We start from the raw sequence: 24,832 nt of genomic DNA on the forward strand, positions 1-24,832 counted from the left end.
AGGCTTAGCTATCGAGCGCCTTGTATTTCTCGCGCAGGTGGTTACGGATCCACACGGCAGACAGGTTCAGCGTGGCGATCACCAGCACCAGCAGCAAAGCAGTGGCGTAGACCAGCGGGCGTGCCGCTTCCACATTCGGGCTCTGGAAGCCGACGTCATAGATGTGGAAGCCAAGGTGCATGATCTTCTGGTCCAGGTGCAGGTACGGGTAGTTACCGTCCAGAGGCAGCGAAGGTGCCAGCTTGACCACCCCCACCAGCATCAGCGGCGCCACCTCGCCGGCGGCGCGGGCCACGGCGAGGATCATGCCGGTCATCATGGCAGGGCTCGCCATCGGCAAAACGATCTTCCACAGGGTTTCGGCCTTGGTCGCACCCAAGGCCAGGGACCCTTCGCGTACGGTACGCGGAATCCGCGCCAGGCCCTCTTCGGTGGCCACGATCACCACTGGCACGGCCAGCAATGCCAAGGTCAGCGAAGCCCAGAGCAAGCCTGGAGTACCCAGGGTTGGTGCCGGCAGCGCTTCAGGGAAGAACAATCGGTCGATAGAGCCACCCAGCACATAGACGAAAAAGCCCAGGCCAAACACGCCGTAGACAATCGCCGGCACACCGGCCAGGTTGTTCACGGCGATGCGGATCAAGCGGGTCACCGGGCCTTGCCGGGCGTACTCGCGCAGGTAGACAGCAGCCAGTACGCCGAAAGGCGTGACGATCACGGCCATGATCAGGGTCATCATCACCGTACCGAAGATGGCCGGGAAGATCCCGCCTTCGGTGTTGGCTTCACGCGGGTCGTCGCTGAGGAATTCCCACACCTTGGCGAAGTAAGTGCCCAGCTTGCTCAACACCGACATGCCGTTGGGCTGGATGGCGTGCACTACCTTGCTCAGATTGATCTCGACTTCTCGGCCACTGCCGTCACGGGCCACCAGGCTATCGCGGGCAAACGCCTGGTGCAGGCTGAGCAGGCGCTCTTCGATGGCCTTGTAGCGGCTATTGAGCTCGGCGCGCTCGGCGTCCATGTCGGCCTGAGCGGCGGCGTCCAGCTTGCCGTCCAGTTCCAGCTTGCGCCCCTGCAGACGCAGGCGCTCCAGGCCATGGTTGATGGCACCGATGTCTTTCTTCTCGAGGGTTTGCAGCTCGCTATTGAGCTGGTTGGCGCGTTTGAGACGAGCCTGCAGCTCGTTCCACGCCCCCGGGCCTTGGGCCACCACGCGGCCGTCTTGCTTGACGCTCACCAGGTAGCCGTAGAAGTTGCCCCACTCGCGGCGCTCAAGGGCGATCAGGTCGGCTGGGTGCTGCTGGTCCGACAACCACTCGCCCACCACCCAGGTGAAGTCGCTGCCGTTGAGGTCGCGGTTACCGACCTTGATCAGCTCTCGGGTCATGAACTCGGGGCCGTCATCCGGCACCGGCAACCCGGCGCCTTTGAGGCGTGCGCGTGGCACTTCTTCCTTTTGCACCACCTCGCCGATAACCACCAGGTCAGCCTGGCCGGGCACCTTGTAAGTGGCCTGAATCAGGTCGGCCGGCCAGAAGTGGCCCAGGCCGCGCACGGCGATCACTGCCAGCAGGCCGACGGTCATGATCACCGCCATGGCCACTGCGCCACCGCTGATCCAGACGCCTGGGGCGCCGCTTTTGAACCAGCCTTTGAGGGAATCCTTTTTCACGGATCGCTACCTTTCTATCAAAGCGACGAGTATTTCTTGCGCAGACGCTGGCGAATCAGCTCGGCCAAGGTGTTCATGACGAAGGTGAACATCAGCAGCACGAGGGCGGCGAGGAACAGCACACGGTAGTGGCTACCGCCCACCTCCGACTCGGGCATTTCCACAGCCACGTTGGCGGCCAGGGTGCGCATGCCCTCGAACAGGTTCAGCTCCATCACCGGGGTGTTGCCGGTGGCCATCAGCACGATCATGGTCTCGCCCACTGCCCGGCCCATGCCAATCATCAATGCCGAGAAAATGCCTGGGCTGGCGGTGAGTATCACCACGCGGGTCAGGGTCTGCCATGGCGTCGCGCCCAGGGCCAGAGAGCCCAGGGTGAGGCTGCGTGGCACGCTGAACACGGCGTCTTCGGCGATCGAGTAGATGTTAGGGATGACCGCGAATCCCATGGCGATGCCGACCACCAGGGCGTTGCGCTGGTCATAGCGGATACCCAGGGTGTTGGTGATCCACAGGCGCATGTCACCACCGAAGAACCAGCTTTCGAGCAATGGGCTGACCGCCAGGGCGAACCAGCCGATGGCCAGGATCACCGGGATCAGGATCGCCGCTTCCCAGCCGTCAGGGATACGCAGGCGGATCGACTCCGGCAGCCGGCTCCAGGCGAAGCCCGTCAGCAGAATGCCCAGCGGCATGATCAGGAACAGGCTGAAGACGCCGGGCAAGTGGCCTTCCAGGTAAGGGGCCAGGAACAGCCCGGCGAAGAAGCCTAGGATCACCGTTGGCATCGCTTCCATCAGTTCGATCACCGGCTTGACCTTGCGGCGCATGCCAGGGGCCATGAAGTAGGCGGTATAAATGGCAGCGGCAATGGCCAGCGGGGCCGCCAGGATCATCGCGTAGAATGCTGCCTTGAGCGTACCGAAGGTCAGAGGCGAGAGGCTCAGCTTGGGCTCGAAGTCGGTGTTGGACGCCGTCGACTGCCAGACGTACTGGGGTGCGTCGTAGTTTTCATACCAGACTTTGCCCCACAAGGCGCTGAAGGAGATTTCAGGGTGCGGGTTGCGCAGGCTCAACGGCAGTAGTTTGCCGCCTTCTTCGATGACAATGCGGTTGGCGCGTGGTGAAAGGGCCAGGACGCCAGCACCCTCGGCCACCGGCTCGACCAGCAAGGTGCGGTGCGCGGTACTGTGGAACACGCCAAGCTTGCCGTCGGCATCCAGAGCGATGAAACCCTTGCGGCGCTCTTCGGCATCGATCTGAGCGATCGCTGCCTTACCCAGCTGGAAGGTACGAATCTGCTTGAAGCGCTGTTCACCATCCGGGTCGCGGGCCATGAACCACTGAGCCAGGCCGCCCTTGGAGTCCCCTATGATCAGCGATACCCCCCCAACCAGTTGGGTAGCGGCGGTGATTTCGGTATCGGCGCTCTCGGACAGCTTGTAGCGGCCGTTGAGGCTCTTGTCCCGCAGGCTGAAGACATCGGCAGTGGCGCGGCCGTTGATCACGTACAGCCATTGTTGGCGCGGATCGATGAAGATGTTCTTCACCGCTTCGGTCATCTGCGGCAGTTCAATGCGGTTTTGCTCGGTGGTGGTTTCACCGGTCAGCATGTTTTCACTGCGCGACAGCTCGACCACTTGCAGGTGCGCACCGGTAGAGCCGGCTAGCATCAGCGTATCGCCGTTGACGTTGACGCTCACGTGTTCCAGCGCGCGGCCCTGGTCATCGAGCACCAACGGTTGCTGGCCATACGGATAGTCGATAGCGGGGCTGATGGTCTTTTTGTTGTTCGGGTAGGTGACTTTATAAGCGTGGTGGAATACCAGTGCCTGGCCATTGGACAAACCGAGCACCACCAGCGGGCTGCCCGGCTGGTCGGCGCTGATCGAGGTGACCTGGGCGCCTGGGGGGAGCGGAAGGTCGACACTACTGAGCTCATTGCCGCTCTTGGTGTCGAAGAAGATGACCTGCCCCTTGTCCGAAACGCGCATGCCCACAAGGTTCTGCTCTTCGAGGGCAATCATCAGCGGCTTGCCAGCACCCTGCTGCAGCCAGGCCGGCGTCAGGGCCTTTTTGCTTGTCAGCTCGGCGCCCTGAAATAGCGGCAGTACGACATAGGCCAAGTAAAAAAAGATCAGCGTAATGGCTGCCAACACAGCAAGCCCGCCTACCAGGACATACCAACGGGTCAGGCGATCTTTGAGGGCGCGCATGCGGCGCTTGCGTTGCAACTCGGGCGTATTGAAGTCAATCCGCACGGGCGGGGAGTTCGGGGTCATTGTGGAATTGGCCAGATCGTTCATGCGCACACCCTAGCGGTCCTGTATGACAAAAACATGACAGTGAGTTGACGCAAAAAAGCCCGCCGCTCAGGAACCCTGGCAACGGACTGGGAAGTCGTGGAAGAGGCCGGTAGCAACGCCGGCCTCAACCCCAATTACTTATTTCTTGGCAACATTGTCCGTATGGGACAGGCCCAGGTCGGCCAAGGTCTTGTCGACCACTTTGGCCGGCAGTGGGATGTAGCCATCCTTGACCACCACCTGCTGGCCGGCCTGCGACAGCACCAGCTTGACGAACTCAGCTTCCAACGGAGCCAGCGGCTTGTTCGGCGCCTTGTTGACGTAGACATACAGGAAGCGCGACAACGGGTACTTACCGTTCAGGGCATTGGTTTCGTTGTCTTCGACGAACTCGCCGCCTTCTTTCTTGGCCAGCGGCACGGTCTTGACGCTGGCGGTCTTGTAGCCGATACCCGAGTAGCCAATGCCATTGAGCGAGGAGCTGATCGACTGCACCACCGAAGCGGAACCTGGTTGCTCGTTGACGCTAGGCTTGAAGTCGCCTTTGCACAGGGCTTCTTCCTTGAAGTAGCCATAGGTGCCCGACACCGAGTTGCGGCCGAACAGCTGCACCGGCTTGTTAGCCAGATCACCCGTCACGCCCAGGTCGGCCCAGGTCTTGACGTCGGTCTTGGCGCCGCACAGGCGGGTGGAGGAGAAAATGGCATCGACCTGAGCCATGGTCAGGCCTTTGATCGGGTTGTCTTTGTGCACGAACACCGCCAGTGCGTCGACGGCGACCGGGATCGCGGTCGGTTTGTAGCCGTACTTCTGCTCGAAGGCCTGCAGCTCGACGTCCTTCATCTTACGGCTCATCGGGCCGAGGTTGGCGGTGCCTTCCGTCAGCGCCGGTGGCGCGGTCGAGGAACCGGCAGCCTGAATCTGGATGTTTACGTTCGGATATTCCTTCTTGTAGGCCTCGGCCCACAAGGTCATGAGGTTCGCCAGGGTGTCGGAACCGACGCTGGAGAGGTTGCCCGACACACCCGTGGTTTTGGTGTAGGTCGGGATCGCAGGATCGACAGCGGCTACCGCGTTGGCAGTTGCAACGCCAGCGGCGGCAAAGGTGAGGGCCGCCATCAAACGCTTCAGTTTCATGCCTTGCTCCTAGCAGGAATATTGGGGTGTTGGATGGAACGGGGCCCAGTATCTGCAGGCCGCATGAATACGATATGACTTAATTGTGACAAATGGATGAAAGGCCATCATTGAAAACAGATTCGGCCTCTTTACGGTCAAAGCCGCCCCTACCAGGCCTTACAGTGGCTGCAAGACTCGGGGGGACGGCTTCAACCGTGAAGAGGCCGGAAACCTTGGTGCAGATCAGCGCTTATTGGCGAGCAGGTACAAGCCCACCAGTAGCCCGACGGCACACAGGCCTGCCACATAATAAGCAGGCGCCATCGGGCTCACTTTGAGCAGCGCAGTCACCACCATGGGCGTAAGCCCACCGAAGATGGCGTAAGCAACGTTGTATGAAAACGACAACCCACTGAACCGCACCACAGGCGGGAACGCCTTGACCATCACGTAGGGCACAGCGCCGATCACTCCCACGCACAAGCCGGTGATGGCATACAGCGGGAACAGCAGGTCCGGCCGGGTCGGCAGGCTGTGGTAGAAGGTCCAGGAACTGGCCAGCAGCAGCAGGCTGCCGATCACGAATACCCGGCCAGCACCGAAGCGGTCGGCCAGGCTGCCAGCGCCGATGCAGCCAATGCTGAGCAGTACGATCGCCAGGCTGTTAGCCTTGAGCGAGTCGGTGGGGCTGACGTGGTAGAGGCTCTGCAGCAACGCCGGGGTCATCAGGATCACCACCACGATGCCGGCGGACAGCACCCAGGTCAGCAGCATCGACAGGATGATTGGGCCACGGTGATCGCGCAGCACCGCGCGCAGCGGCAACTCTTCTGCCAGGGCCTTGCGCTGCTGCATTTCGGCGAACACCGGGGTTTCATGCAGCCAGCGGCGCAGGTACACCGAGAACAACCCGAACACACCGCCCAGCACGAACGGTATACGCCAGGCGTAATCAACCACCTGTTCGGCGCTGTAGAGGGTGTTGATGAGCGTCGCCACCAGCGAGCCCAGCAGAATACCCGCGGTCAACCCAGCAGTCAGCGTGCCACAGGCATAGCCGGTGTTGCGCGCCGGCACGTGCTCGGAGACGAATACCCAGGCACCGGGCACCTCGCCGCCAATGGCCGCGCCTTGAATCACGCGCATCAGCAGTAACAGGATCGGTGCCAGCATGCCAACCTGTGCATACGTCGGCAGCAGGCCCATGATCAGGGTAGGCAGGGCCATCATGAAAATGCTCAAGGTGAACATCTTCTTGCGCCCTAGCAAATCACCGAAGTGGGCCATGACAATGCCGCCCAGCGGACGCGCCAGATAGCCCGCGGCAAAGATGCCGAAGGTTTGCATCAGCCGTAGCCATTCGGGCATGTCCGCTGGGAAGAACAACTTGCCGACCACGGTGGCGAAAAACACGAAAATGATGAAGTCGTAGAACTCCAGCGCGCCACCCAAGGCCGACAGTGAGAGGGTTTTGTAGTCACTGCGGGTCAGCGGCCGCGAGGGCTGCTCGATACTGCTCGGCACGGAGGTCATCGCTCGTTGTTCTCTTGTAGGGCATGCAGGCCGCTTGGCACGCGGCTTCTGGATTAGGCGAGGAGCGAAGATAGCAAATTGCCGAGCCTGGCTGAAAGCGATACAAAATCCATACAGATATTCATGACTACCCAGTCGTCGCTCGGCAACAGGCTATATATACTGCCCGTTCGTAGGAAAAGTTTGCGTCAAGCGTGGGAAGTTGTGCGAAAACGCCGGTCGGAGTGTCAGACGGTTTCGCAGAGTTTCCCTATAGCCGCCCATCTAAACAGATTCGGCGTAGTATGTTGTCAGCTGAATCGTTTTCCCGGCATTGCGCTACACCAACGAAAGCGTCACGGGTCAGAGGCCCCATCGCATGATTGAACTCGAACAAGAAGATCCTATCCCGCAGGGCGATCTGGCCTTGCAGATCACCGCGCTGCCGCGCGAAACCAATGGCTTCGGCGACATCTTTGGCGGCTGGCTGGTCGCGCAGATGGACCTGGCCGGCACCGCCATGGCCAGCCGCGTCGCCGGTGGCCGGGTAGCCACGGTTTCCATCGACCGCATGGCATTTCTGGTGCCGGTGGCAGTCGGCGCGCAGTTGTCGTTCTATACCCAGACACTGGAAATCGGCCGTAGCTCGATCCGCATGATGGTCGAAGTGTGGAGCGATGACCCGTTGTCCAGCGAATGGCGCAAAGTCACCGAAGCGACCTTTGTGTTCGTCGCCATCGATGGCAGCGGCCGCACCCGCTCGGTGCCTCGTCGCTAAGCCTTGCGGGCGGTAAACTCATTGCACGTCACCGGGTCCAAGGCCCACAGGCAATCAATGAGAAGAGCGCAATGGCTACCTTCAAGGTCGAATCCGAGCAACACGGCGAACTCAACTGCTGGCGCATCAGCAACGAGCGTGCCGACCTACTGATCGCCCAGCAGGGCGCCCAGATCCTCAGCTACCAGCGTATTGGTGAGCCGCCGCTGTTGTGGCTGAGCGACCAGGCCATCTTCGCCCAAGGCAAATCGGTGCGGGCGGGTGTACCAGTGTGTTGGCCCTGGTTTGGCAACTTGCAGCGCAACCCTGAGCCGGTGCAGGCCATGTACGGCGGCCAGCAAGCGCCCGCCCATGGCCTGGCACGCACCCGCGATTGGCAGCTGCTCGGTGTCGAGGAACAGGGGGCGAGCTTGCAGATCGAATTCGAGCTGCCACAAGCCCGTGGCCAGTTGCCGGGCTGGCCCCATGACGTTCAGCTGAAACTGCTGATCGAACTGGGCGACACGCTGAGCGTGTCTCTGACCAGCCGCAACCTGGGCGACAGCCCGGTGACCATCAGCCAGGCCCTGCATAGCTACTTCGCCGTCAGCGACGTGCGCCAGGCCCGGGTTGAAGGCGTAGATGGGCTGCTCTACATCGAAACCCTGGCCGACTGGGAGCAGCGCCAACAACAAGGGGCGTTGCAGTTTGCCGGGGAAACCGACCGTATCTATCTGGACACGCCACAGGCGCTCAGCATCGTCGACCCGCACTGGGCGCGGCGGATTACCTTGACCTGCAGCGGGTCACGCTCGGCGGTGATCTGGAACCCCTGGACCGAGCGGGCCAAGGATTTGCCAGACATGGCCGATGATGGCTGGCAGCGAATGTTGTGCATCGAAACGGCCAATGTCTGGGATGATGTGGTTGAGCTCAAGCCCGGCGCCAGTCATTCACTGCAGGTGAAGATCGCTAGTGACGCGCTCTGAATGATGCCTTTGCAGGGCTGGCCTGTTCGCGGGTGAACCCGCTCCTACTGGGCTGCACAAACTCGTAAGAGCGGCTTTAGCCACGAATAGGCCAGTTCAGCCGCTCAGAGGTCAGCATCTTCCACTACCCTGACCTTCGCTGCATCCAGCGCATAAGCCGCATCGACCAGGTCATTGCTGACCTTCTCCACTTTCAGCTTGCCGCTGACCCACAGCGGTGTGTAGATATCCGCGATTTTCAGCCCTTTCGGATACCGCACCAATACCAACTGGTTAGGCGGCGGTGGTGGCACGTGAATGCAGGCACCCGGGTAGGGCACGAGGAAGAACAGCGTGCTGTTGCCCCTGGCATCGCTTTCCAGCGGAACGGGGTAACCGCCCAGGCGGATTTCCTTGCCATTCATGGCGGCCACGGTCTTGGTGGAGTACATCACCGCTGGCAGGCCCTTGCTCTGCTTGAGCCCGCCCTTGGCGGTGAAGGTGCCATTGGCTTCCGGTGAGTTGTGGTCGATTTCGGGCATGGCTTCGAGCGCCTTTTGGTCCGATTTGGGCATCAGTTCCAGCCAATCGGTTTCGGGCAGCTCGGCATGGGCCAGTGTGCTGGCCAGAAGCAGGGGAACAAGAAAAAGGGCACGCATGAAAATGCTCGACAACTCAGAATGAATTGCCGAGCATTCTAACCAGTAATCAGCGTTTCTTGATGAACCCGTAGATCACCAGAAGGATGATCGCACCAATCAGTGCACCGATGAATCCAGCAGCCTGGCCTGCCTGGTAGATGCCCAGTGCCTGGCCGCCATAAGTGGCGAGCAGCGAGCCTGCGATACCCAGCAGAATCGTCATGATCCAGCCCATGCTGTCGTCACCCGGCTTCAGGAAGCGGGCCAGCAGGCCGACGATAAGGCCGATGAAGATGGTTCCAATGATGCCCATGACAGTCCCTCTGAAGTGAAGATGGAACAAGCCAAAGCCTAGACAGCACTTTGGCTTGTTGCCATTTCAGAGGGCAAGCCGCTTGCAGAAGTTCGATCGGGCACGTCGATCAGTTGCTGATCAACGCCTCTACTTCGGCGATTCTGGCCTTGAGGGTGGCCATGTCGTTGCTGCGCAGGGTGGCATGGCCTACTTTGCGACCGGCCTTGAAGGCCTTGCCGTAGTGGTGCAGGTGGCAGTCGTCGATGGCTACGACCTGCTCCACCACCGGGACTTCGCCAATGAAGTTGAGCATGGCGCTCTGGCCCACTTTAGCGGTCGAGCCCAGCGGCAGGCCAGCGACGGCACGCAGGTGGTTCTCGAACTGGCTGCACTCGGCTCCTTCGATGGTCCAATGGCCGGAGTTGTGCACCCGCGGGGCGATTTCGTTGGCCTTGAGGCCACCATCGACTTCGAAGAACTCGAACGCCATTACCCCGACGTAATCCAGTTGCTTGAGCACACGGCCAACGTAGTCTTCAGCCAGGCTCTGCAGCGGGTGCCCTTCGCTGGCCACCGACAGGCGCAGGATGCCGCTTTCGTGGGTGTTGTGCACCAGCGGATAGAAACGGGTTTCGCCATCGCGAGCACGCACTGCCACCAACGAGACTTCACCAGTGAACGGCACGAAACCTTCAAGCAGGCAGGGCACGCTACCCAGTTCGGCAAAGGTGCCGACTACGTCCTCAGGCGCGCGCAAAACCTTCTGGCCCTTGCCGTCATAGCCCAGGGTGCGGGTCTTGAGCACTGCCGGCAGGCCGATGCTGGCTACCGCTGCGTCAAGGTCAGCCTGCGAGAGAATGTCGGCAAACGCCGGAGTCGGGATACCCAGATCGCGGAACATGCTCTTTTCGAACAGTCGATCGCGGGCAATGCGCAGGGCTTCGGCGCTTGGATAGACCGGGACGAACTGCGACAGAAAAGCCACGGTTTCGGCCGGAACACTTTCGAATTCGAAAGTCACCAAATCGACCTGGTCGGCCAGCTGGCGCAAGTGCTCCTGGTCGCCATAGTCGGCACGCAGGTGCTTGCCCAGCGCAGCGGCACAGGCATCCGGCGCTGGGTCGAGGAAGGCGAATTCCATGCCCAGCGGGGTTCCCGCCAGGGCCAGCATGCGGCCCAGTTGGCCGCCACCAATAACACCGATCTTCATGGGTTGAACCTCAAGCCTGGCGGGGGTCTGGATTGTCCAGCACGGTGTCGGTCTGCTCGGTACGGAACTGCTTGAGCGCCGCGTGATACTGCGGGTACTTGGCCCCCAGGATGCTCGCCGACAGCAGTGCGGCATTCACCGCGCCAGCGCGGCCGATGGCCAGGGTAGCAACCGGCACACCGGCAGGCATCTGCACGATCGACAGCAGCGAATCGACACCGGACAGCATCGACGACTGGACGGGCACGCCCAGCACCGGCAGGTGAGTCTTGGCGGCACACATGCCCGGCAGGTGGGCAGCGCCACCAGCACCGGCAATGATCACCTCGATACCACGTTCTTCGGCCTCTTCAGCGTACTGGAACAGCAAGTCCGGGGTGCGGTGGGCGGAAACCACCTTCACTTCGTAGGGAATGCCGAGTTTTTCCAGCATATCGGCGGTGTGGCTAAGGGTGGACCAATCGGACTTGGAGCCCATGATCACGCCAACCAGTGCACTCATCGTCGAGCCTCTCCTGCAAGCGCCTTGTGGCGCGCTAAAAGCAACAAGCCACGCAGGTAGACCGGCGTGGCTCGTCATACGGATTCTGAATCGACCGGGTCGGCCGAAGGCGCGGGATTGTAGCGTATAAGGGGGCGCTGCGCCCACCCCCATAAGCACATGTCGGATCAAAGGGCAAGCTGTCTCGCGGGACAACTTTTCCCCCTGGCACAGGGCAATGGTGCCTCAGACAATTCGCCCTTTCGACCAGGGTCATCGAAGGACGCAAAGATGTACAAAACCCGCCTAATAGCGCTCGTCATGGGCCTTGCCTGCAGCCTGACCTTGTCACCGGCCTGGGCTCGCAGAGCGCTGGTGATCACGATCTACCCACACGACGAGCTGGCAGGCACCAGCGACCAACAACTGCACGATGACTACTTTCGACATTGGCTCGAAGAAATGCGCAGCTTCACGCAACAGCCGATTGAACTGGTCTACCAGCGTGCCATTTCTGGGCTGACGGACATCGATTATCAGTCGATGACCGCTATCCAGGCCCTCGACGCCTTCACACGGGGAGTCGAAATTCAGCGTTCGGTCAGGCCCTTTTCGTTCATGAACAAGGACGTGTTACTGACCAAGGACAGCTATGACCAAAGCGGGATGACCTTCGTGGGCGGCCTTGCACACCTTAGCGGGACAACGGCCATCGCCTCGATGCGCAGCTACGCGATGCCCGGGCATGTCATCGGCCATATGCTCTCGGCCAGCCATAAGGACGCCGAAACCCGCTACAACGGCTGGTTCTGCGAAAGCTACATGGTCCCGGCGCGCATTGCGCTGCGCTCGAACTGCTACCACTACAGCGAAGCAAACCGAGCCGCCATCACCGATTACCTCAACTACCACTCAAACTGATCCCTCGCCTGGGCCACCTGCCGACTCCAGCTTGCGCCACAAAAGCCGCACATTGGCCTTGCGCACCAAAGCACAGCGATACAGGCGGATTTCCAGCGGCACATGCCATTGGCTACCACCGCAGATCATCAACTCACCACGCTCCAGCTCACCGCGCATGGACAACCGCGGTACCCAAGCGATGCCCATGCCTTCAAGCGCCATACTCTTGAGGCTGTCCGCCATGGCAGTTTCATACACGGTGGTGTAGCGCAGGTTGCGCTGGCGCAGCAACAGGTTCACCGAGCGGCCGAGAAACGCCCCGGCACTGTAGGCCAGCAACGGCACGCTGGTATCGCCTTCGAGGTCGAACAAGGCATTGCCGTCGGCGCCCACAGCGCATACCGGCAGCATCTCGGTGGTACCCATGTGCAGCGATGGGAAGATCTCGGCGTCCATCTGCAGCGCGGCGTCAGGGTCATAGAATGCCAGCATCAGGTCACAGCCACCTTCGCGCAAGGCATGCACGGCATCCCCAACGTTGGTCGCCACCAATCGGGTGGCGATGTTCAATCCATCGTTGCGCAATTGTGCCACCCAACGCGGGAAAAACCCCGACGCCAGCGAGTGCGCAGCCGCAACCTGGATAACTTCCCCCTGCCCGCCTTCCAAGTGATGTAAATGACGAAGAACTTCGCTCAACTGGTCGACAACGGTGCGGGCTGTGACAAGAAAAAGCTGCCCGGCCTCGGTTAGCTCGATGGGCGTGCGGGAACGATTCACCAAGGTCAGACCCAACGCTGCTTCCAAGCTGCGGATACGTCGGCTGAAGGCCGGCTGGGTCACGAAACGCCGTTCAGCCGCCTGTGAAAAACTGCGGGTGGAGGCCAGGGCGCTGAAATCTTCCAGCCACTTGCTTTCGAGGTTCATGAAGCAGATCTCCCGGCGCGCACCAAAATGGAACACGCTTGAATGTCAATTGGCGTCACATCAATCACTATGCCGTTTGTGCATAGGTTAGCGTGCATCAGCATTGGCGGCAAAAACGCCTTAAGGCCTAGGATTGGCGCCATTCCGGCATGTGCCGGGTCAAAATCGAGATGATATCCATCATGTCCTCCGCTGCATCGTTCCGCGTTGAAAAAGATCTGCTTGGCACCCTGGAAGTCCCTGCCGATGCCTACTACGGCATCCAGACCCTGCGCGCTGCCAACAACTTCCATCTCTCCGGCGTTCCGCTGTCGCACTATCCGAAGCTGGTCGTGGCCCTGGCCATGGTCAAGCAGGCTGCTGCCGACGCCAACCGTGAGCTGGGTCACCTGAGCGATGCCAAGCACGCTGCCATCAGTGCAGCCTGCGCCCGCCTGATCAAAGGCGATTACCACGACCAGTTCGTGGTTGACATGATCCAAGGGGGTGCGGGCACCTCCACCAACATGAACGCCAACGAAGTCATCGCCAACGTCGCGCTGGAGGCCATGGGCCACCAGAAGGGTGAGTATCAGTATCTGCACCCCAACAACGACGTGAACATGGCGCAGTCGACCAACGACGCCTACCCAACCGCCATCCGCCTGGGCCTGCTGCTGGGCCATGACGCCCTGCTGGCCAGCCTCGATAGCCTGATCCAGGCTTTCGCTGCCAAAGGTAAGGAATTCGACCATGTTCTGAAGATGGGCCGCACCCAGCTGCAGGATGCCGTGCCGATGACCCTGGGCCAGGAATTCCGCGCCTTCGCCACCACCATGACCGAAGACCTCCAGCGCCTGCGCTCGCTGGCCCCGGAGCTTCTGACCGAAATCAACCTGGGTGGTACCGCCATCGGTACTGGCATCAACGCCGACCCTGGCTACCAGGCCCTGGCCGTACAACGCCTGGCCACCATCAGCGGCCACCCGCTGGTACCAGCTGCCGACTTGATCGAAGCTACCTCCGACATGGGCGCCTTCGTGCTGTTCTCCGGCATGCTCAAGCGTACTGCGGTCAAGCTGTCGAAGATCTGCAACGACCTGCGCCTGCTGTCCAGCGGCCCGCGCACCGGCATCAACGAAATCAACCTGCCAGCGCGCCAGCCTGGCAGCTCGATCATGCCAGGCAAGGTCAACCCGGTCATTCCTGAGGCGGTCAACCAAGTGGCCTTCGCCATCATGGGCAACGACCTGGCACTGACCGTCGCGGCCGAAGGTGGCCAGCTGCAGTTGAACGTGATGGAACCGCTGATCGCCTACAAGATCTTCGACTCGATCCGCCTGCTTCAGCGCGCGATGGACATGCTGCGCGAGCACTGCATCGTTGGCATCACCGCCAACGAACAGCGTTGCCGTGAGCTGGTCGAACACTCCATCGGCCTGGTCACCGCCCTGAACCCGTACATCGGCTACGAGAACGCCACCCGTATCGCCCGCGTTGCCCTGGAAACCGGCCGCGGCGTACTGGAACTGGTGCGTGAAGAGAAGCTGCTGGACGACGCGATGCTCGACGACATCCTGCGTCCTGAAAACATGATCGCCCCACGTCTGGTGCCGCTGAAAGCGTAAACCAGGCTGCTGCACACCGTCTCACCAGGTCGAGGGACTAGACACCTCTCAACCTTTCAAAGGCCCGAGCGCAAGCTGCGGGCCTTTTTTTCGCTTCATCCCTGCCACACTATCCGCCCTCGCCCATTTCGGCATACAACTTGCTCCATAATGCCTCCCACGCCCACGGGATGACCGAGCATGCTGCACAGCCACCTGACCACCCTCAACGCAGTTTCGCTGATCCTCAACCTGTTTCAGGAAGAGGGCTGCGAGGCGACGACGTTGCTCGCCGGTAGCGGTATAGCCCCCGCCGATCTAGGCCACAGCGATGCGCGCATCACCACCCAGCAAGAGTTGCAGGTGTGCGCCAACGCCGTTGCCCGACGCGAGGAAATCGGCCTGGAACTGGGGCGGCGCATGCATGTGTCGTGCTATGGCATGCTCGGCTATGCGCTGCTCTCCAGTGCCACTTTGGGTGACGCCTTGCGCTTGGCGCTGCATTATCCGGCACTGCTGGGAACAGTCTTCAAGCTGCGTTTGCTCGACGATGGCCATCGCGTCTGGTTGAGTGCCAGTGACTATCACGACAGCCCGGCCTTGGCTGCCTTCAATGCCGAATTTTGTCTGGTGTCGCTGAAAGTGATCTGCGACGACCTGCTCGGCCGCACACTACCGCTGCTCGGTGCCCGCTTCGAGCATTCGCGTCCAGGCTATCACCCCCTCTATAGCGGGGCTTTCCAGTGCCCCCTTGCCTTCGATGCAGAAGATACCGCCTTCGCGTTCGAGCGGCGCTGGCTGGATACCCCCCTTCCGCTGGCCGACCCCATTACTCACAAGGCCATGAGTGAGCGTTGCCGGCGCTTGAACCTGGAATTCACCGGCCGCCAGGCCTGGCTGGGGCGGATTCGCCAGCTGTTGTTGCAGCAACTGGATGCGGCGCCAGGCCTGGAGGGCCTTGCGCGGCAGATGAACTGCTCTTCACGCACCCTGCGCCGGCACTTGCAGGCTTTGGGCTGCAGTTACCAGCAATTGCTCGATGAACTGCGCTTTGACCGGGCCAAGCAGTTGCTGGCCGATGACCAGATGCCGATCTACCGCATTGCAGAAACCTTGGGCTTCAGCGAGACCGCGAGTTTCCGTCATGCCTTCCAGCGCTGGAGCGGGGTTGCACCTAGCCACTTCCGGGGTTGAGCCAGACTGGCCACAACCTGTGGCCATATCGATCCCCTTTTGGCCGTTTGCGTCGTTCTCCGCCACCGGGTCACCCGTGAAAATGGGTTCACGCCAGTCCCCCGGAGAACAACAAATGCTGACGATTTATTCCGATGATCACCGCCTGCACCACGGCCGCTGCGAGCTGATCGACGGCAAGCTGATGCCGTGCTTCGAGATGCCGTCCCGCGCGGACCATGTGCTCGAGCAGGTCAAAAAGCGCAACCTGGGTGAAGTGAAAGCGCCTAACGACTTCGGGCTCGCTCCCCTGCAGCGCATTCACAGTGCCCAATACCTGGACTTCTTCCAGGGTGCCTGGGCTCGCTGGGCCGCCCTAGGCCACGACGGCGACCTGCTGCCCTTCACCTGGCCCGCGCGTACCCTGCGCCAGGTCAAACCTACCGGGCTGCACGGTGAGCTGGGCTATTACAGTTTCGACGCTGGCGCACCCATCACCGCCGGTACCTGGCAGGCAGCCTATAGCGCCGCACAGGTTGCCCTCACAGCCCAGGCGGCGATTGAGCAAGGCGCACACTCGGCCTTCGCGCTGTGCCGGCCACCAGGGCACCATGCGGCCGCCGAAGTCATGGGCGGCTATTGCTACCTGAACAATGCTGCGATTGCCGCCCAGGCGTTCCTCGACCAAGGCCGTGCCAAGGTGGCTATCCTGGACGTCGACTACCATCACGGCAACGGCACCCAGGACATCTTCTACCAGCGCAACGACGTGTTTTTCGCTTCCATACATGGCGATCCACAAGATGAGTTCCCGTTCTTCCTTGGCTATGCCGACGAAACCGGCGAAGGCGCAGGTGAAGGCTGCAACATTAACTACCCGTTGCCCGCTGGCAGCGACTGGACGGCCTGGAGCACGGCACTGGAAGACGCCTGCCAACGTATCGCCACCTATGACGCCGATGTGCTGGTGGTTTCACTGGGGGTGGATACCTTCAAGGACGACCCGATCTCCCAGTTCAAGCTGGACAGCCCGGACTACCTGGAGATGGGCAAGCGCATCGCCCAACTCGGCAAACCCACCCTGTTCGTGATGGAAGGGGGCTACGCTGTGGAAGAAATCGGTATCAACGCAGTCAATGTGCTGGAAGGCTTCCAGCGCGCCCAGCCAGGAGCCCGATAATGGCCCGACTCAAGCGTCTGCTCGCCCCGCTCATCGCTGCCACCCTGTTCACCGGCGCCCTGCACGCTCAAGCCGAGCAGCGCACCCTGCGCGTGTATAACTGGTTCGATTACATCACGCCGCAGACCTTGAGCAGCTTCCAGAAAGACAGCGGCGTCAAGCTGATCTACGACATCTTCGACACCAACGAGGCGCTGGAGGCCAAGCTGCTGACTGGCAACTCTGGCTACGACGTGGTGGTGCCGTCCAACGTGTTTCTCGCCAAGCAGATCGAGGCCGGTGTGTTCCAGCCGCTGGACCGCAGCAAGCTGCCGAACTGGCAACACCTGGACCCGGCGCTGATGAAGCTGATCGAAGCCAACGACCCGGGCAACAAGTTCGCCGTGCCTTACATGTACGGCACCATCCTGATTGGCTTCAACCCGGACAAGGTCAAGGCCGTGCTCGGCGATCAGGCCCCGGTCGACAGCTGGGATCTGATATTCAAAGAGCAGAACATCGCCAAGCTCAAACAATGCGGCGTCGCGCTGCTCGACTCGCCGTCGGAGATTCTGCCACTGGCCCTGCAACACCTTGGCTTACCGCCCAACAGCGACAAGCCGCAAGACTACAAGAAGGCCGAGGCGCTGATGATGAAGATCCGCCCTTACATCACCTACTTCCATTCCTCGAAGTACATGGCCGACATCGCCAATGGTGATATCTGCGTAGCGGTGGGTTACAGCGGCAGCTTCTCGCAAGCCGCCAACCGCGCCAAAGATGCAAACAATGGTGTGGTGGTGGACATGCGCCTACCCAAGGAAGGGGCGCCGATCTGGTTCGACATGCTGGCGATTCCGAAGAATGCAGCAAACCCGGAAGATGCCCATGCTTTCATCAACTATCTGCTGCGCCCTGAAGTGATTGCGCCGATCAGCGACTTCGTCGGCTATCCCAACCCCAATAAGGATGCCACCGACAAAGTCAGCCCAGCGATACGCAATAACCCGAACCTCTACCCGACCGAGCAGGCCATGACCAAGCTGTACACGCTCAAGCCATTGTCCCGTGAGGGCGAGCGGGCCCGCACGCGAGCGTGGACACGAATCAAATCCGGAACTTGAGTCGCCTCCGTCGCGAGTAATCCGCTCCCACAGAGCCTACGCGGTAGTTGTGGGAGCGGGTTCACCCGCGAAGAGGTCTCCAAGCCTTACGCAGTTTCAGCAAAGCCCCGGCAATCTGCCCTTCCGGCACCGCTGCAAATCCAAGTACCAGCCCTGCCCGCTTATCCACAGACACGTCAGAGTCTGGCAGCCAGTAACCGCTCAGGGGATTGACCTCCACCCCTACCGCCGCAGCGCTGGCCACCAAAGCCTGCTCACGTGCAAAACTATCCACATCCACCTTTACGTGGAGCCCCGCAGCTACTTCCGGCATCTCCCCCAAGCCCTCCACCCCAACAGGCCATCCCGCTTTGAGCACGTTACGGCGGGCGAGCGCCGCCTTGCGCATGCGCCGGATGTGCCGCTGGAAGTGCCCTTGGGCCATGAACTCAGCCATCACGCATTGGGTTCCCACCTCTGAGTGCCGAACTGCCAGCGCGCGGCCTTGACTGAATGCTTGCACCAATTGCGGCGGCAGAACCAAGTAGCCCAGGCGCAATGCCGGGAAGGCAATCTTGCCGAAAGTGCCGACGTACAACACACGGCCTTGGCGGTCGAGCGCAGCTAGCGGGGCCAGGGGCGCACCGCTGTAGCGGTACTCGCCATCGTAATCGTCCTCGATGACCCAGCCATCGTTGCACTCGGCCCAGGCCAGTAATGCCAGGCGTCGGGCCAGGCTCATGGTCACCCCTGTAGGATACTGATGCGCCGGTGTGACATAGGCCAGTCGACAGCCCGGGAGATCCACCAGGCGGTGGCAGTCCATGCCCTGCTCATCCACCGGCACCCCGATCAGCTTGCCACCGGCCACCGCAAACGCCCGCCCTGCGGCGCGATACCCAGGGTTTTCCACAGCCACTGTGTCACCTGGTTGCAATAACAACTGTGCACAAAGGCTGATGGCCTGCTGCGCACCATGGGTGATCACAATTTGTTCAGGCGTGCAGGATAGCCCCCTTGATCGACGCAGATAGGCGGCGATCAGCTCGCGCAAAGCGGGCTCGCCCGCCGGGTCCCCATAGCCCAGTAGAGCCGGTGAAGGGTTACGCCAGAAACCCGCTTGTAGCTTGGCCCACACATCGAATGGGAACAGGTCGAAAGCCGGTATGCCGACGCGAAACGCCCTAGGTGGGCCGCCGTTTTGTGCCGGCAGGTGGTTATTTTTCAAACGCAATAAAGGCTCGCTGGCGAACCTATTGCTGGTTAAATCCTCAGTGTCCGAGGGCGAAAATGTGGATAACTCTGTTGATAACCCTAGGGATAACCCTGTGGGTAACTTTGTGGATAGTTTTTCCAGCCGGCTCACATAGGTGCCATCACCCACGCGGCTTTCGATATAGCCCTCCGCATACAGCTGGTCATAGGCGCGCACTACGCTGTTGCGCGAAAGCGCCAGCACCTTTGCCAGGTCCCGAGTGGCAGGCAGCCGGGTGCCGCTACTCAAGCGCCCATCCAAAACCCTGGCACGCAACGCCTGATACAGCTGCTGACTGAGCCCGCGCCGACGATCAAGCACGATCCCTGCGGGATCGAAAGGCAACACGATGGAGCGCTCGCGCATGAAATTGGCCCTACCAAAACAGTCATTAATGGCTCTTACCTTGATCCAATAGCCTGCCTAGGATGGAGCCATTGGACAAGGACAGCACACATGTACAACAGCAAACCCCACCAAGAACACGACATTGAGCGCCTGCATCAGCATATGCGCGATACCCGTCTAGCGGTGCTGATCAGCCATGGCGATCAAGGCCTGATGGCCACGCACTTGCCGGTATTGCTCGACACCGACGAAGGCCAGTTCGGTACGGTCTATGCCCATCTGGCCCGCGCCAACCGCCAATGGCAGGACTTGGCGCAAGGCGCCGAAGCACTGCTGGTCTTCCCCGGCGCAGACGCCTACGTCAGCCCAAGCTTTTACCCAAGCAAGGCGCAGAACCCCAAAGTGGTGCCGACCTGGAACTACCTGGCCGTACACGCCTACGGCACCGCCGAGGTGATCCACGATGCAGCCCCATTGCTGCAGATCGTCAGCCGTCTCACCGACCGCCACGAGCAAGGCCGCAGCCAACCCTGGAAGGTCAGCGACGCCCCTGCCGGCTACCTCGACGGCATGCTGCGCGCGATCGTCGGCATCCGCCTGCCTGTGGCCCGCCTGCAAGGCGCGCGCAAGCTCAGCCAGAATCGCTCGGCGCAGGATATCGCTGGCGTGCGTGAGGGCTTGAACGCCAGCCCGGACTACCTGGACCAACAACTCGCCGCGCACATGCGCCAACTCTGAAGGAAAAGCCCCATGGCCAACGTCACCCTGCGCCCCGTCAGCCCTCAAGACCACGCCGACTGGCTCGCCCTTTGGCAGAACTACCTGCGCTTCTACCAGACCGAACTCGCCGAAGAAGTGAGCCTTAGCACCTGGCAACGACTGCTCGACCCGAGTGAGCCAACCCACTCGACCCTGGCTTGGGTCGATGGCAAAGCGGTGGGCATGGTCAACTTCATCTACCATCGTTCCAACTGGAGCATCGAGAATTCCTGTTACCTGCAGGACCTCTATGTCGACAGTAGCCAGCGCGGCCTGGGTATTGGCCGCCAGCTGATCGAACATGTATACGCCACCGCAAGGGCTGCCGGCTGCATCAAGGTGCACTGGCTGACCCACGAAACCAATGCCACCGCCATTAGCCTGTACGAGCAGGTTGCCGAGCGCCCTGGCTTCATCCAATTCCGTAAAGGGCTGTAGGCCGCACATGACTGACGCATTGAACTGGAAACCCGCTACAGCACCCACGGCCCAGGTTATCGACGGCCGCTTCATCCGCCTGGAGAAACTCGACCCGGCGCGCCACGGGGACGATCTATGGGAGGTGCTGCAAGGCCCGGCATCGGACCCTGTGTTGTGGGACTACCTACCCTACGGCCCATTCACCGAGCGCGGCGCCTTCGACCGCTGGCTGCAAGGCAACGCCGCTGGCCAAGACCCGCTTTTTTTCACAGTGATCGACCGCAACAGCGGCCAGGCCCAAGGTATTCTCAGTTTGATGTCGATCGTGCCCGACCACGGCCGTATCGAGATCGGCCACATCGCCTTTGGTGCCGCCATGCAGCGCACGCCTAAAGGCACCGAGGCCGTATACCTGCTGGGCAAGCTGGGGTTCGAATTAGGTAACCGGCGCCTGGAATGGAAGTGCAATAACGCCAACGCCCGCTCCAAGCGCGCGGCCGAGCGATTCGGCTTCGTTTTCGAGGGGGTTTTCCGCAAGCACCTGGTGGTCAAGGACCATAACCGCGACACCGCGTGGTATTCGATTACCGATGACGAGTGGCCGCAGGTGGCGGCGGGGTTCGAGCGGTGGTTGAGTGCAGAGAACCAGGGGCTGGGAGGCCAAGTGCGGACACTTGAGGATTGCCGTAGGGGGTGATCTTCTGTACATGAGGGACTGGCACTAGGGCGGCGGCGCCTTTGAGATCGAGCGCCGCCCGCGCGGCGCATCGTGAGCTGCGCTCGGTCTTACAGGCGCCACATACCTGATGCCAGGCAAAAAAAGGGGAGCATCCGCTCCCCAGAGGTTAACCATTTGTAGATAAAGGCTTATCTCAGCCTTCGATCTCGATCAGGATCTCGCCGGGCGTCACGCGGTCGCCTTTAGCAACATGGATGGCCACGACCTTGCCAGCGATGGCCGCCTGCACTTCGGTTTCCATCTTCATCGCCTCGGTAATCAGCACCGCCTGGCCGGCCTTGACCACATCGCCTTCCTTGACCAGTACATCGACGATGTTGCCTGGCATGGTGGTACTGACGTGGCCAGGAGCGCTGGCCTGCTTGCGCTTACTGCCACCGCCACCGACGAACTCGTTGAGCGGCTCGAAGACAACTTCTTCGGGCATGCCGTCGATCGACAGGTAAAAGTGCCGCTTGCCCTCGGCCTTAACCCCTACACCGGTAATATCCACGCGGTAGGTTTCGCCGTGCACGTCGATGACGAACTCGGTGGGTACGCCTTCACCTGCAGGAGAAGCCACGGCACCGGCCTCGGGGATCGGCAACAAGGCTTCGGGAGTGAGGGTGCCCGCTTCGCGCTCCTCGAGGAACTTACGGCCAATGTCCGGGAACATGGCGAAAGTCAGCACATCTTCCTCGCAGCTGGCCAAGGCGCCGATATCGCTGCGCAGCTTGGCCATCTCAGGCTTGAGCAGGTCGGCCGGGCGCAAGTCGATCACGTCTTCGCTGCCGATCGCCTGGCGGCGCAGTTGCTCATTGACCACGCCGGGGGCCTTGCCATAGCCGCCTTGCAGGTAGAGCTTCACCTCGTTGGTGATGGTCTTGTAACGCTCACCCGCCAGGACGTTGAAGAACGCCTGAGTACCAACGATCTGCGAGGTCGGCGTTACCAGAGGTGGGAAGCCAAGGTCCTCACGCACGCGCGGGATCTCTGCCAACACCTCGTTCATGCGGCTGAGCGCGCCTTGCTCCTTGAGCTGGTTGGCCAGGTTGGAAATCATCCCACCTGGTACCTGGTTCACCTGCACGCGGGTATCCACGGCGGTGAACTCGCTCTCGAACTGGTGGTATTTCTTGCGCACAGCGTAGAAGTACAGGCCGATTTCCTGCAAAAGCTCCAGGTCCAGGCCGGTGTCGAATTCGCTGCCTTTGAGCGCGGCGACCATCGATTCGGTACCTGGGTGGCTCGTGCCCCAGGCGAAGCTCGAGATCGCGGTATCGATATGGTCGGCACCGTTTTCCACTGCCTTGAGCTGGCACATGGCAGCCAGGCCGGCAGTGTCATGGGAGTGAATGAACACCGGCAGCGACTGTTCAGCCTTGAGCGCCCGCACCAGCTCGCCGGTAGCGAACGGGGTCAGCAGGCCAGCCATGTCCTTGATCGCGACCGAGTCGCAACCCATGGCTTCCATCTGCTTGGCCTGGGCGACGAATGCGTCGATGGTGTGCACAGGGCTGACGGTGTAGGCGATGGTGCCCTGGGCGTGTTTGCCGGCGGCCTTCACAGCCTCGATGGCAACACGCAGGTTACGCACGTCGTTCATGGCATCGAAGATACGGAACACGTCGATGCCGTTGACTGCCGCCTTGGCCACGAACGCCTTGACCACGTCGTCGCTGTAGTGGCGGTAGCCCAGAAGGTTCTGGCCACGCAGCAGCATCTGCAGACGGGTGTTGGGCAGGGCAGCACGCAGCTTGCGCAGGCGCTCCCAAGGGTCTTCTTTCAAAAAGCGCAAGCAGGCGTCGAAGGTAGCACCACCCCAGACTTCCAGCGACCAGTAACCGACCTTGTCGAGCTTGTCGCAGATCGGCAGCATGTCTTCGGTACGCATGCGGGTAGCCAGCAGGGACTGGTGAGCATCGCGCAGGATCGTGTCGGTTACGTGAATTTTCTTGGACATTATGGGATTCCTCACAGGCCTGCGTGGGCGGCGATGGCGGCGGCGATGGCCAGAGCCAGCTCTTCGGGTTTGCGCTTGATCGAGTAGTTGGTCAGTTCCGGATGGCTTTCGACGAAGCTGGTATTGAACTGGCCGCTACGGAATTCTGGATTGCGCAGGATTTCCTGGTAGTACGCGGCAGTGGTCTTGACCCCTTGCACACGCATGTCGTCCAGGGCCCGCAGGCCGCGGTCCATGGCTTCTTCCCAGGTCAATGCCCAGACCACCAGCTTCAGGCACATGGAGTCATAGAAGGGCGGGATGGTGTAGCCGGTGTAGATCGCCGTATCGGTACGCACACCCGGGCCGCCTGGGGCGTAGTAGCGGGTGATCTTGCCGAAGCTGGGCAGGAAGTTGTTCTTCGGGTCTTCGGCGTTGATGCGAAACTGCAACGCATAACCGCGGTGCTGGATATCTTCCTGTTTCACCGACAGCGGCAGGCCCGAGGCAATGCGAATCTGCTCACGGACGATGTCGATCCCGGTGATTTCTTCGGTGATGGTGTGCTCCACCTGCACCCGAGTGTTCATCTCCATGAAGTAAACCTCGCCATCGGCGAGCAGAAACTCCACGGTACCGGCGTTCTCGTAATCCACCGCCTTGGCCGCACGCACCGCCAGGTCACCGATGTAGGCGCGCTGCTCTGGGGTGAGCTGGGGGCTTGGGGCAATTTCGATGAGCTTCTGGTTACGGCGCTGGATAGAGCAGTCGCGCTCGAACAGGTGCACGACGTTGCCAAAGCTGTCACCGAGGATCTGCGCCTCGATGTGCTTGGGGTTGACGATGCACTTCTCCAGGAACACTTCGGCCGAACCAAAGGCCTTGGTCGCCTCGGAAATGACCCTTGGGAAGTTCTGCTCAAGCTCTTCTCGGCTGTTGCAACGGCGAATACCGCGCCCGCCGCCGCCGGAGGTAGCCTTGAGCATCACCGGGTAGCCGATGCGGTCACCTTCGCTCAGCGCTTCGTGAATATCGGCCACGTTGCCTTCGGTGCCAGGGGTCACCGGCACACCGGCCTGGATCATGGTGCGGCGCGCTTCGGTCTTATCGCCCATGCGGCGAATGACATCCGCTGCCGGGCCGATGAATTTGATCCCGCGTTCGGCGCAGATCTCCGCCAGTTCGGCGTTTTCCGATAAGAACCCGTAGCCTGGGTGAAGGGCATCACAGCCGGTTTCCACCGCCAAATTGACCAGTTTGCGTGGGTTCAGATAACCCGCCAAAGGCTCTGCGCCAATACTGTGAGCCTCGTCGGCACGCTTGACGTGCAGGGCATGACGGTCGGCGTCGGAATAGATCGCGACAGAGCGAATACCCATCTCGGCGCAGGCTCGCACGATGCGAACTGCGATTTCACCCCGGTTGGCGATCAGGATTTTTTTTATCACTGGAGTCTTCCCAAAGCCGTTGGAACAGACGACCCGGTTTTACCGGTCGGCGCGTGACCAGAGCTAGCTGGCCAGTCGCATATTCACCCTAGCGCCGACGGACGATAAACAAAAATCAATATTTGTT

At 61.1% G+C, this 24,832-nt stretch carries 22 protein-coding genes; 10 read left to right on the forward strand and 12 right to left on the reverse strand.

The genetic code is table 11. The features are described 5' to 3' along the window. Positions 1-4 precede the first annotated feature (4 nt). From pstA to J5M56_RS09785, 4 genes are all read right to left on the reverse strand, one after another. The gene (gene pstA / locus J5M56_RS09770) at positions 5-1,675 is read right to left on the reverse strand and encodes a phosphate ABC transporter permease PstA (RefSeq protein WP_186476153.1); all 1,671 of its coding nucleotides are present in this window, start codon (positions 1,673-1,675) and stop codon (positions 5-7) included. A gap of 17 nt (positions 1,676-1,692) precedes the next feature. Next, positions 1,693-3,981, reverse strand: coding sequence for an ABC transporter permease subunit (locus J5M56_RS09775; protein WP_207936638.1), 2,289 nt, complete (start codon positions 3,979-3,981; stop codon positions 1,693-1,695). Between the two features lie 138 nt (positions 3,982-4,119). Further along, positions 4,120-5,118, reverse strand: coding sequence for a phosphate ABC transporter substrate-binding protein PstS (locus J5M56_RS09780; protein WP_207936641.1), 999 nt, complete (start codon positions 5,116-5,118; stop codon positions 4,120-4,122). Between the two features lie 225 nt (positions 5,119-5,343). Next, a complete protein-coding gene (locus J5M56_RS09785; protein ID WP_207936643.1) occupies positions 5,344-6,633 on the reverse strand; it encodes an MFS transporter in 1,290 nt (429 codons plus the stop codon). A 358-nt stretch (positions 6,634-6,991) separates the two neighbouring features. Here J5M56_RS09785 and J5M56_RS09790 point away from each other — a divergent pair, with 358 nt between their 5' ends. Both J5M56_RS09790 and J5M56_RS09795 read left to right on the forward strand, forming a co-directional pair. After that, positions 6,992-7,390 (forward strand): acyl-CoA thioesterase, encoded by a 399-nt coding sequence (locus J5M56_RS09790; RefSeq protein ID WP_027917060.1) that lies wholly within the window; start codon positions 6,992-6,994, stop codon positions 7,388-7,390. Between the two features lie 71 nt (positions 7,391-7,461). Continuing rightward, positions 7,462-8,358 carry a D-hexose-6-phosphate mutarotase gene (locus tag J5M56_RS09795; protein ID WP_207936645.1) on the forward strand — a complete coding sequence of 299 codons (897 nt, stop codon included), beginning with the start codon at positions 7,462-7,464 and terminating at the stop codon, positions 8,356-8,358. A 104-nt stretch (positions 8,359-8,462) separates the two neighbouring features. Here the strand turns inward: J5M56_RS09795 and J5M56_RS09800 are convergent, their stop codons facing one another. The 4 genes from J5M56_RS09800 to purE form a co-directional block, all read right to left on the reverse strand. After that, positions 8,463-8,996, reverse strand: coding sequence for a DUF3299 domain-containing protein (locus J5M56_RS09800; RefSeq protein ID WP_207936647.1), 534 nt, complete (start codon positions 8,994-8,996; stop codon positions 8,463-8,465). A 49-nt stretch (positions 8,997-9,045) separates the two neighbouring features. Further along, on the reverse strand, positions 9,046-9,291 hold the full coding sequence (locus tag J5M56_RS09805; protein ID WP_060477266.1) for a GlsB/YeaQ/YmgE family stress response membrane protein: 246 nt from the start codon (positions 9,289-9,291) through the stop codon (positions 9,046-9,048). A gap of 109 nt (positions 9,292-9,400) precedes the next feature. Further along, positions 9,401-10,483 (reverse strand): 5-(carboxyamino)imidazole ribonucleotide synthase, encoded by a 1,083-nt coding sequence (locus tag J5M56_RS09810; RefSeq protein ID WP_207936649.1) that lies wholly within the window; start codon positions 10,481-10,483, stop codon positions 9,401-9,403. 10 nt (positions 10,484-10,493) lie between these two features. Beyond that, entirely contained in the window at positions 10,494-10,985 is a 492-nt protein-coding gene (gene purE / locus J5M56_RS09815) for a 5-(carboxyamino)imidazole ribonucleotide mutase (RefSeq protein ID WP_012312090.1), read from the reverse strand. 270 nt (positions 10,986-11,255) lie between these two features. On the opposite strand from purE, the gene J5M56_RS09820 reads away from it, so the two are divergent. After that, positions 11,256-11,885, forward strand: a complete 630-nt coding sequence (locus J5M56_RS09820; RefSeq protein ID WP_207936651.1) for a hypothetical protein — start codon at positions 11,256-11,258, stop codon at positions 11,883-11,885. On the opposite strand, the gene J5M56_RS09825 is transcribed toward J5M56_RS09820, so the two are convergent. Further along, on the reverse strand, positions 11,877-12,794 hold the full coding sequence (locus tag J5M56_RS09825) for a LysR substrate-binding domain-containing protein (RefSeq protein WP_060477269.1): 918 nt from the start codon (positions 12,792-12,794) through the stop codon (positions 11,877-11,879). The genes J5M56_RS09820 and J5M56_RS09825 overlap by 9 nt on opposite strands. 182 nt (positions 12,795-12,976) lie before the next feature. Between J5M56_RS09825 and aspA the strand changes: the two genes are divergently transcribed. The 4 genes from aspA to J5M56_RS09845 all read left to right on the forward strand — a co-directional run bounded on the left by aspA (position 12,977) and on the right by J5M56_RS09845 (position 17,836). Then, a complete protein-coding gene (gene aspA / locus J5M56_RS09830) occupies positions 12,977-14,401 on the forward strand; it encodes an aspartate ammonia-lyase (protein ID WP_060477280.1) in 1,425 nt (474 codons plus the stop codon). Between the two features lie 180 nt (positions 14,402-14,581). Further along, entirely contained in the window at positions 14,582-15,574 is a 993-nt protein-coding gene (locus tag J5M56_RS09835) for an AraC family transcriptional regulator (RefSeq protein WP_207936653.1), read from the forward strand. A 115-nt stretch (positions 15,575-15,689) separates the two neighbouring features. Further along, a complete protein-coding gene (locus tag J5M56_RS09840; protein ID WP_207936655.1) occupies positions 15,690-16,733 on the forward strand; it encodes a histone deacetylase family protein in 1,044 nt (347 codons plus the stop codon). Then, a complete protein-coding gene (locus J5M56_RS09845; protein WP_186476145.1) occupies positions 16,733-17,836 on the forward strand; it encodes a polyamine ABC transporter substrate-binding protein in 1,104 nt (367 codons plus the stop codon). Before J5M56_RS09840 ends, J5M56_RS09845 begins: the two co-directional genes overlap by 1 nt. Before the next feature lie 61 nt (positions 17,837-17,897). On the opposite strand, the gene J5M56_RS09850 is transcribed toward J5M56_RS09845, so the two are convergent. Continuing rightward, complete coding sequence (locus J5M56_RS09850; protein ID WP_207936656.1) at positions 17,898-19,436, reverse strand: PLP-dependent aminotransferase family protein; 1,539 nt, start codon at positions 19,434-19,436, stop codon at positions 17,898-17,900. Positions 19,437-19,526: 90 nt separating this feature from the next. Here J5M56_RS09850 and J5M56_RS09855 point away from each other — a divergent pair, with 90 nt between their 5' ends. From J5M56_RS09855 to J5M56_RS09865, 3 genes are read left to right on the forward strand one after another with little or no spacing between them, the layout of a single operon-like run. Further along, positions 19,527-20,156 carry an FMN-binding negative transcriptional regulator gene (locus J5M56_RS09855; protein WP_186476143.1) on the forward strand — a complete coding sequence of 210 codons (630 nt, stop codon included), beginning with the start codon at positions 19,527-19,529 and terminating at the stop codon, positions 20,154-20,156. A gap of 12 nt (positions 20,157-20,168) precedes the next feature. Beyond that, positions 20,169-20,615 carry a GNAT family N-acetyltransferase gene (locus J5M56_RS09860; protein WP_186476142.1) on the forward strand — a complete coding sequence of 149 codons (447 nt, stop codon included), beginning with the start codon at positions 20,169-20,171 and terminating at the stop codon, positions 20,613-20,615. 7 nt (positions 20,616-20,622) lie between these two features. Continuing rightward, positions 20,623-21,294, forward strand: a complete 672-nt coding sequence (locus J5M56_RS09865) for a GNAT family protein (protein WP_186476141.1) — start codon at positions 20,623-20,625, stop codon at positions 21,292-21,294. A 175-nt stretch (positions 21,295-21,469) separates the two neighbouring features. Here the strand turns inward: J5M56_RS09865 and oadA are convergent, their stop codons facing one another. Beyond that, on the reverse strand, positions 21,470-23,278 hold the full coding sequence (oadA, locus tag J5M56_RS09870; RefSeq protein ID WP_207936658.1) for a sodium-extruding oxaloacetate decarboxylase subunit alpha: 1,809 nt from the start codon (positions 23,276-23,278) through the stop codon (positions 21,470-21,472). An 11-nt stretch (positions 23,279-23,289) separates the two neighbouring features. Beyond that, entirely contained in the window at positions 23,290-24,705 is a 1,416-nt protein-coding gene (locus J5M56_RS09875; RefSeq protein WP_060477607.1) for an acetyl-CoA carboxylase biotin carboxylase subunit, read from the reverse strand. Positions 24,706-24,832: the final 127 nt, after the last annotated feature.

This window comes from Pseudomonas sp. 51_B (assembly GCF_017491595.1).
Lineage (GTDB): Bacteria > Pseudomonadota > Gammaproteobacteria > Pseudomonadales > Pseudomonadaceae > Aquipseudomonas > Aquipseudomonas promysalinigenes.

What these genes read in the sequence shown, in the direction of transcription:
- J5M56_RS09775 (WP_207936638.1), bottom strand. Translation starts at nt 3,981, where the DNA reads ATGAACGATCTGGCCAATTCCACAATGACCCCGAACTCCCCGCCCGTG.
- J5M56_RS09780 (WP_207936641.1), bottom strand. Translation starts at nt 5,118, where the DNA reads ATGAAACTGAAGCGTTTGATGGCGGCCCTCACCTTTGCCGCCGCTGGC.
- J5M56_RS09785 (WP_207936643.1), bottom strand. Translation starts at nt 6,633, where the DNA reads ATGACCTCCGTGCCGAGCAGTATCGAGCAGCCCTCGCGGCCGCTGACC.
- J5M56_RS09790 (WP_027917060.1), top strand. Translation starts at nt 6,992, where the DNA reads ATGATTGAACTCGAACAAGAAGATCCTATCCCGCAGGGCGATCTGGCC.
- J5M56_RS09795 (WP_207936645.1), top strand. Translation starts at nt 7,462, where the DNA reads ATGGCTACCTTCAAGGTCGAATCCGAGCAACACGGCGAACTCAACTGC.
- J5M56_RS09800 (WP_207936647.1), bottom strand. Translation starts at nt 8,996, where the DNA reads ATGCGTGCCCTTTTTCTTGTTCCCCTGCTTCTGGCCAGCACACTGGCC.
- J5M56_RS09805 (WP_060477266.1), bottom strand. Translation starts at nt 9,291, where the DNA reads ATGGGCATCATTGGAACCATCTTCATCGGCCTTATCGTCGGCCTGCTG.
- J5M56_RS09810 (WP_207936649.1), bottom strand. Translation starts at nt 10,483, where the DNA reads ATGAAGATCGGTGTTATTGGTGGCGGCCAACTGGGCCGCATGCTGGCC.
- purE (WP_012312090.1), bottom strand. Translation starts at nt 10,985, where the DNA reads ATGAGTGCACTGGTTGGCGTGATCATGGGCTCCAAGTCCGATTGGTCC.
- J5M56_RS09820 (WP_207936651.1), top strand. Translation starts at nt 11,256, where the DNA reads ATGTACAAAACCCGCCTAATAGCGCTCGTCATGGGCCTTGCCTGCAGC.
- J5M56_RS09825 (WP_060477269.1), bottom strand. Translation starts at nt 12,794, where the DNA reads ATGAACCTCGAAAGCAAGTGGCTGGAAGATTTCAGCGCCCTGGCCTCC.
- aspA (WP_060477280.1), top strand. Translation starts at nt 12,977, where the DNA reads ATGTCCTCCGCTGCATCGTTCCGCGTTGAAAAAGATCTGCTTGGCACC.
- J5M56_RS09835 (WP_207936653.1), top strand. Translation starts at nt 14,582, where the DNA reads ATGCTGCACAGCCACCTGACCACCCTCAACGCAGTTTCGCTGATCCTC.
- J5M56_RS09840 (WP_207936655.1), top strand. Translation starts at nt 15,690, where the DNA reads ATGCTGACGATTTATTCCGATGATCACCGCCTGCACCACGGCCGCTGC.
- J5M56_RS09845 (WP_186476145.1), top strand. Translation starts at nt 16,733, where the DNA reads ATGGCCCGACTCAAGCGTCTGCTCGCCCCGCTCATCGCTGCCACCCTG.
- J5M56_RS09850 (WP_207936656.1), bottom strand. Translation starts at nt 19,436, where the DNA reads ATGCGCGAGCGCTCCATCGTGTTGCCTTTCGATCCCGCAGGGATCGTG.
- J5M56_RS09855 (WP_186476143.1), top strand. Translation starts at nt 19,527, where the DNA reads ATGTACAACAGCAAACCCCACCAAGAACACGACATTGAGCGCCTGCAT.
- J5M56_RS09860 (WP_186476142.1), top strand. Translation starts at nt 20,169, where the DNA reads ATGGCCAACGTCACCCTGCGCCCCGTCAGCCCTCAAGACCACGCCGAC.
- J5M56_RS09865 (WP_186476141.1), top strand. Translation starts at nt 20,623, where the DNA reads ATGACTGACGCATTGAACTGGAAACCCGCTACAGCACCCACGGCCCAG.
- oadA (WP_207936658.1), bottom strand. Translation starts at nt 23,278, where the DNA reads ATGTCCAAGAAAATTCACGTAACCGACACGATCCTGCGCGATGCTCAC.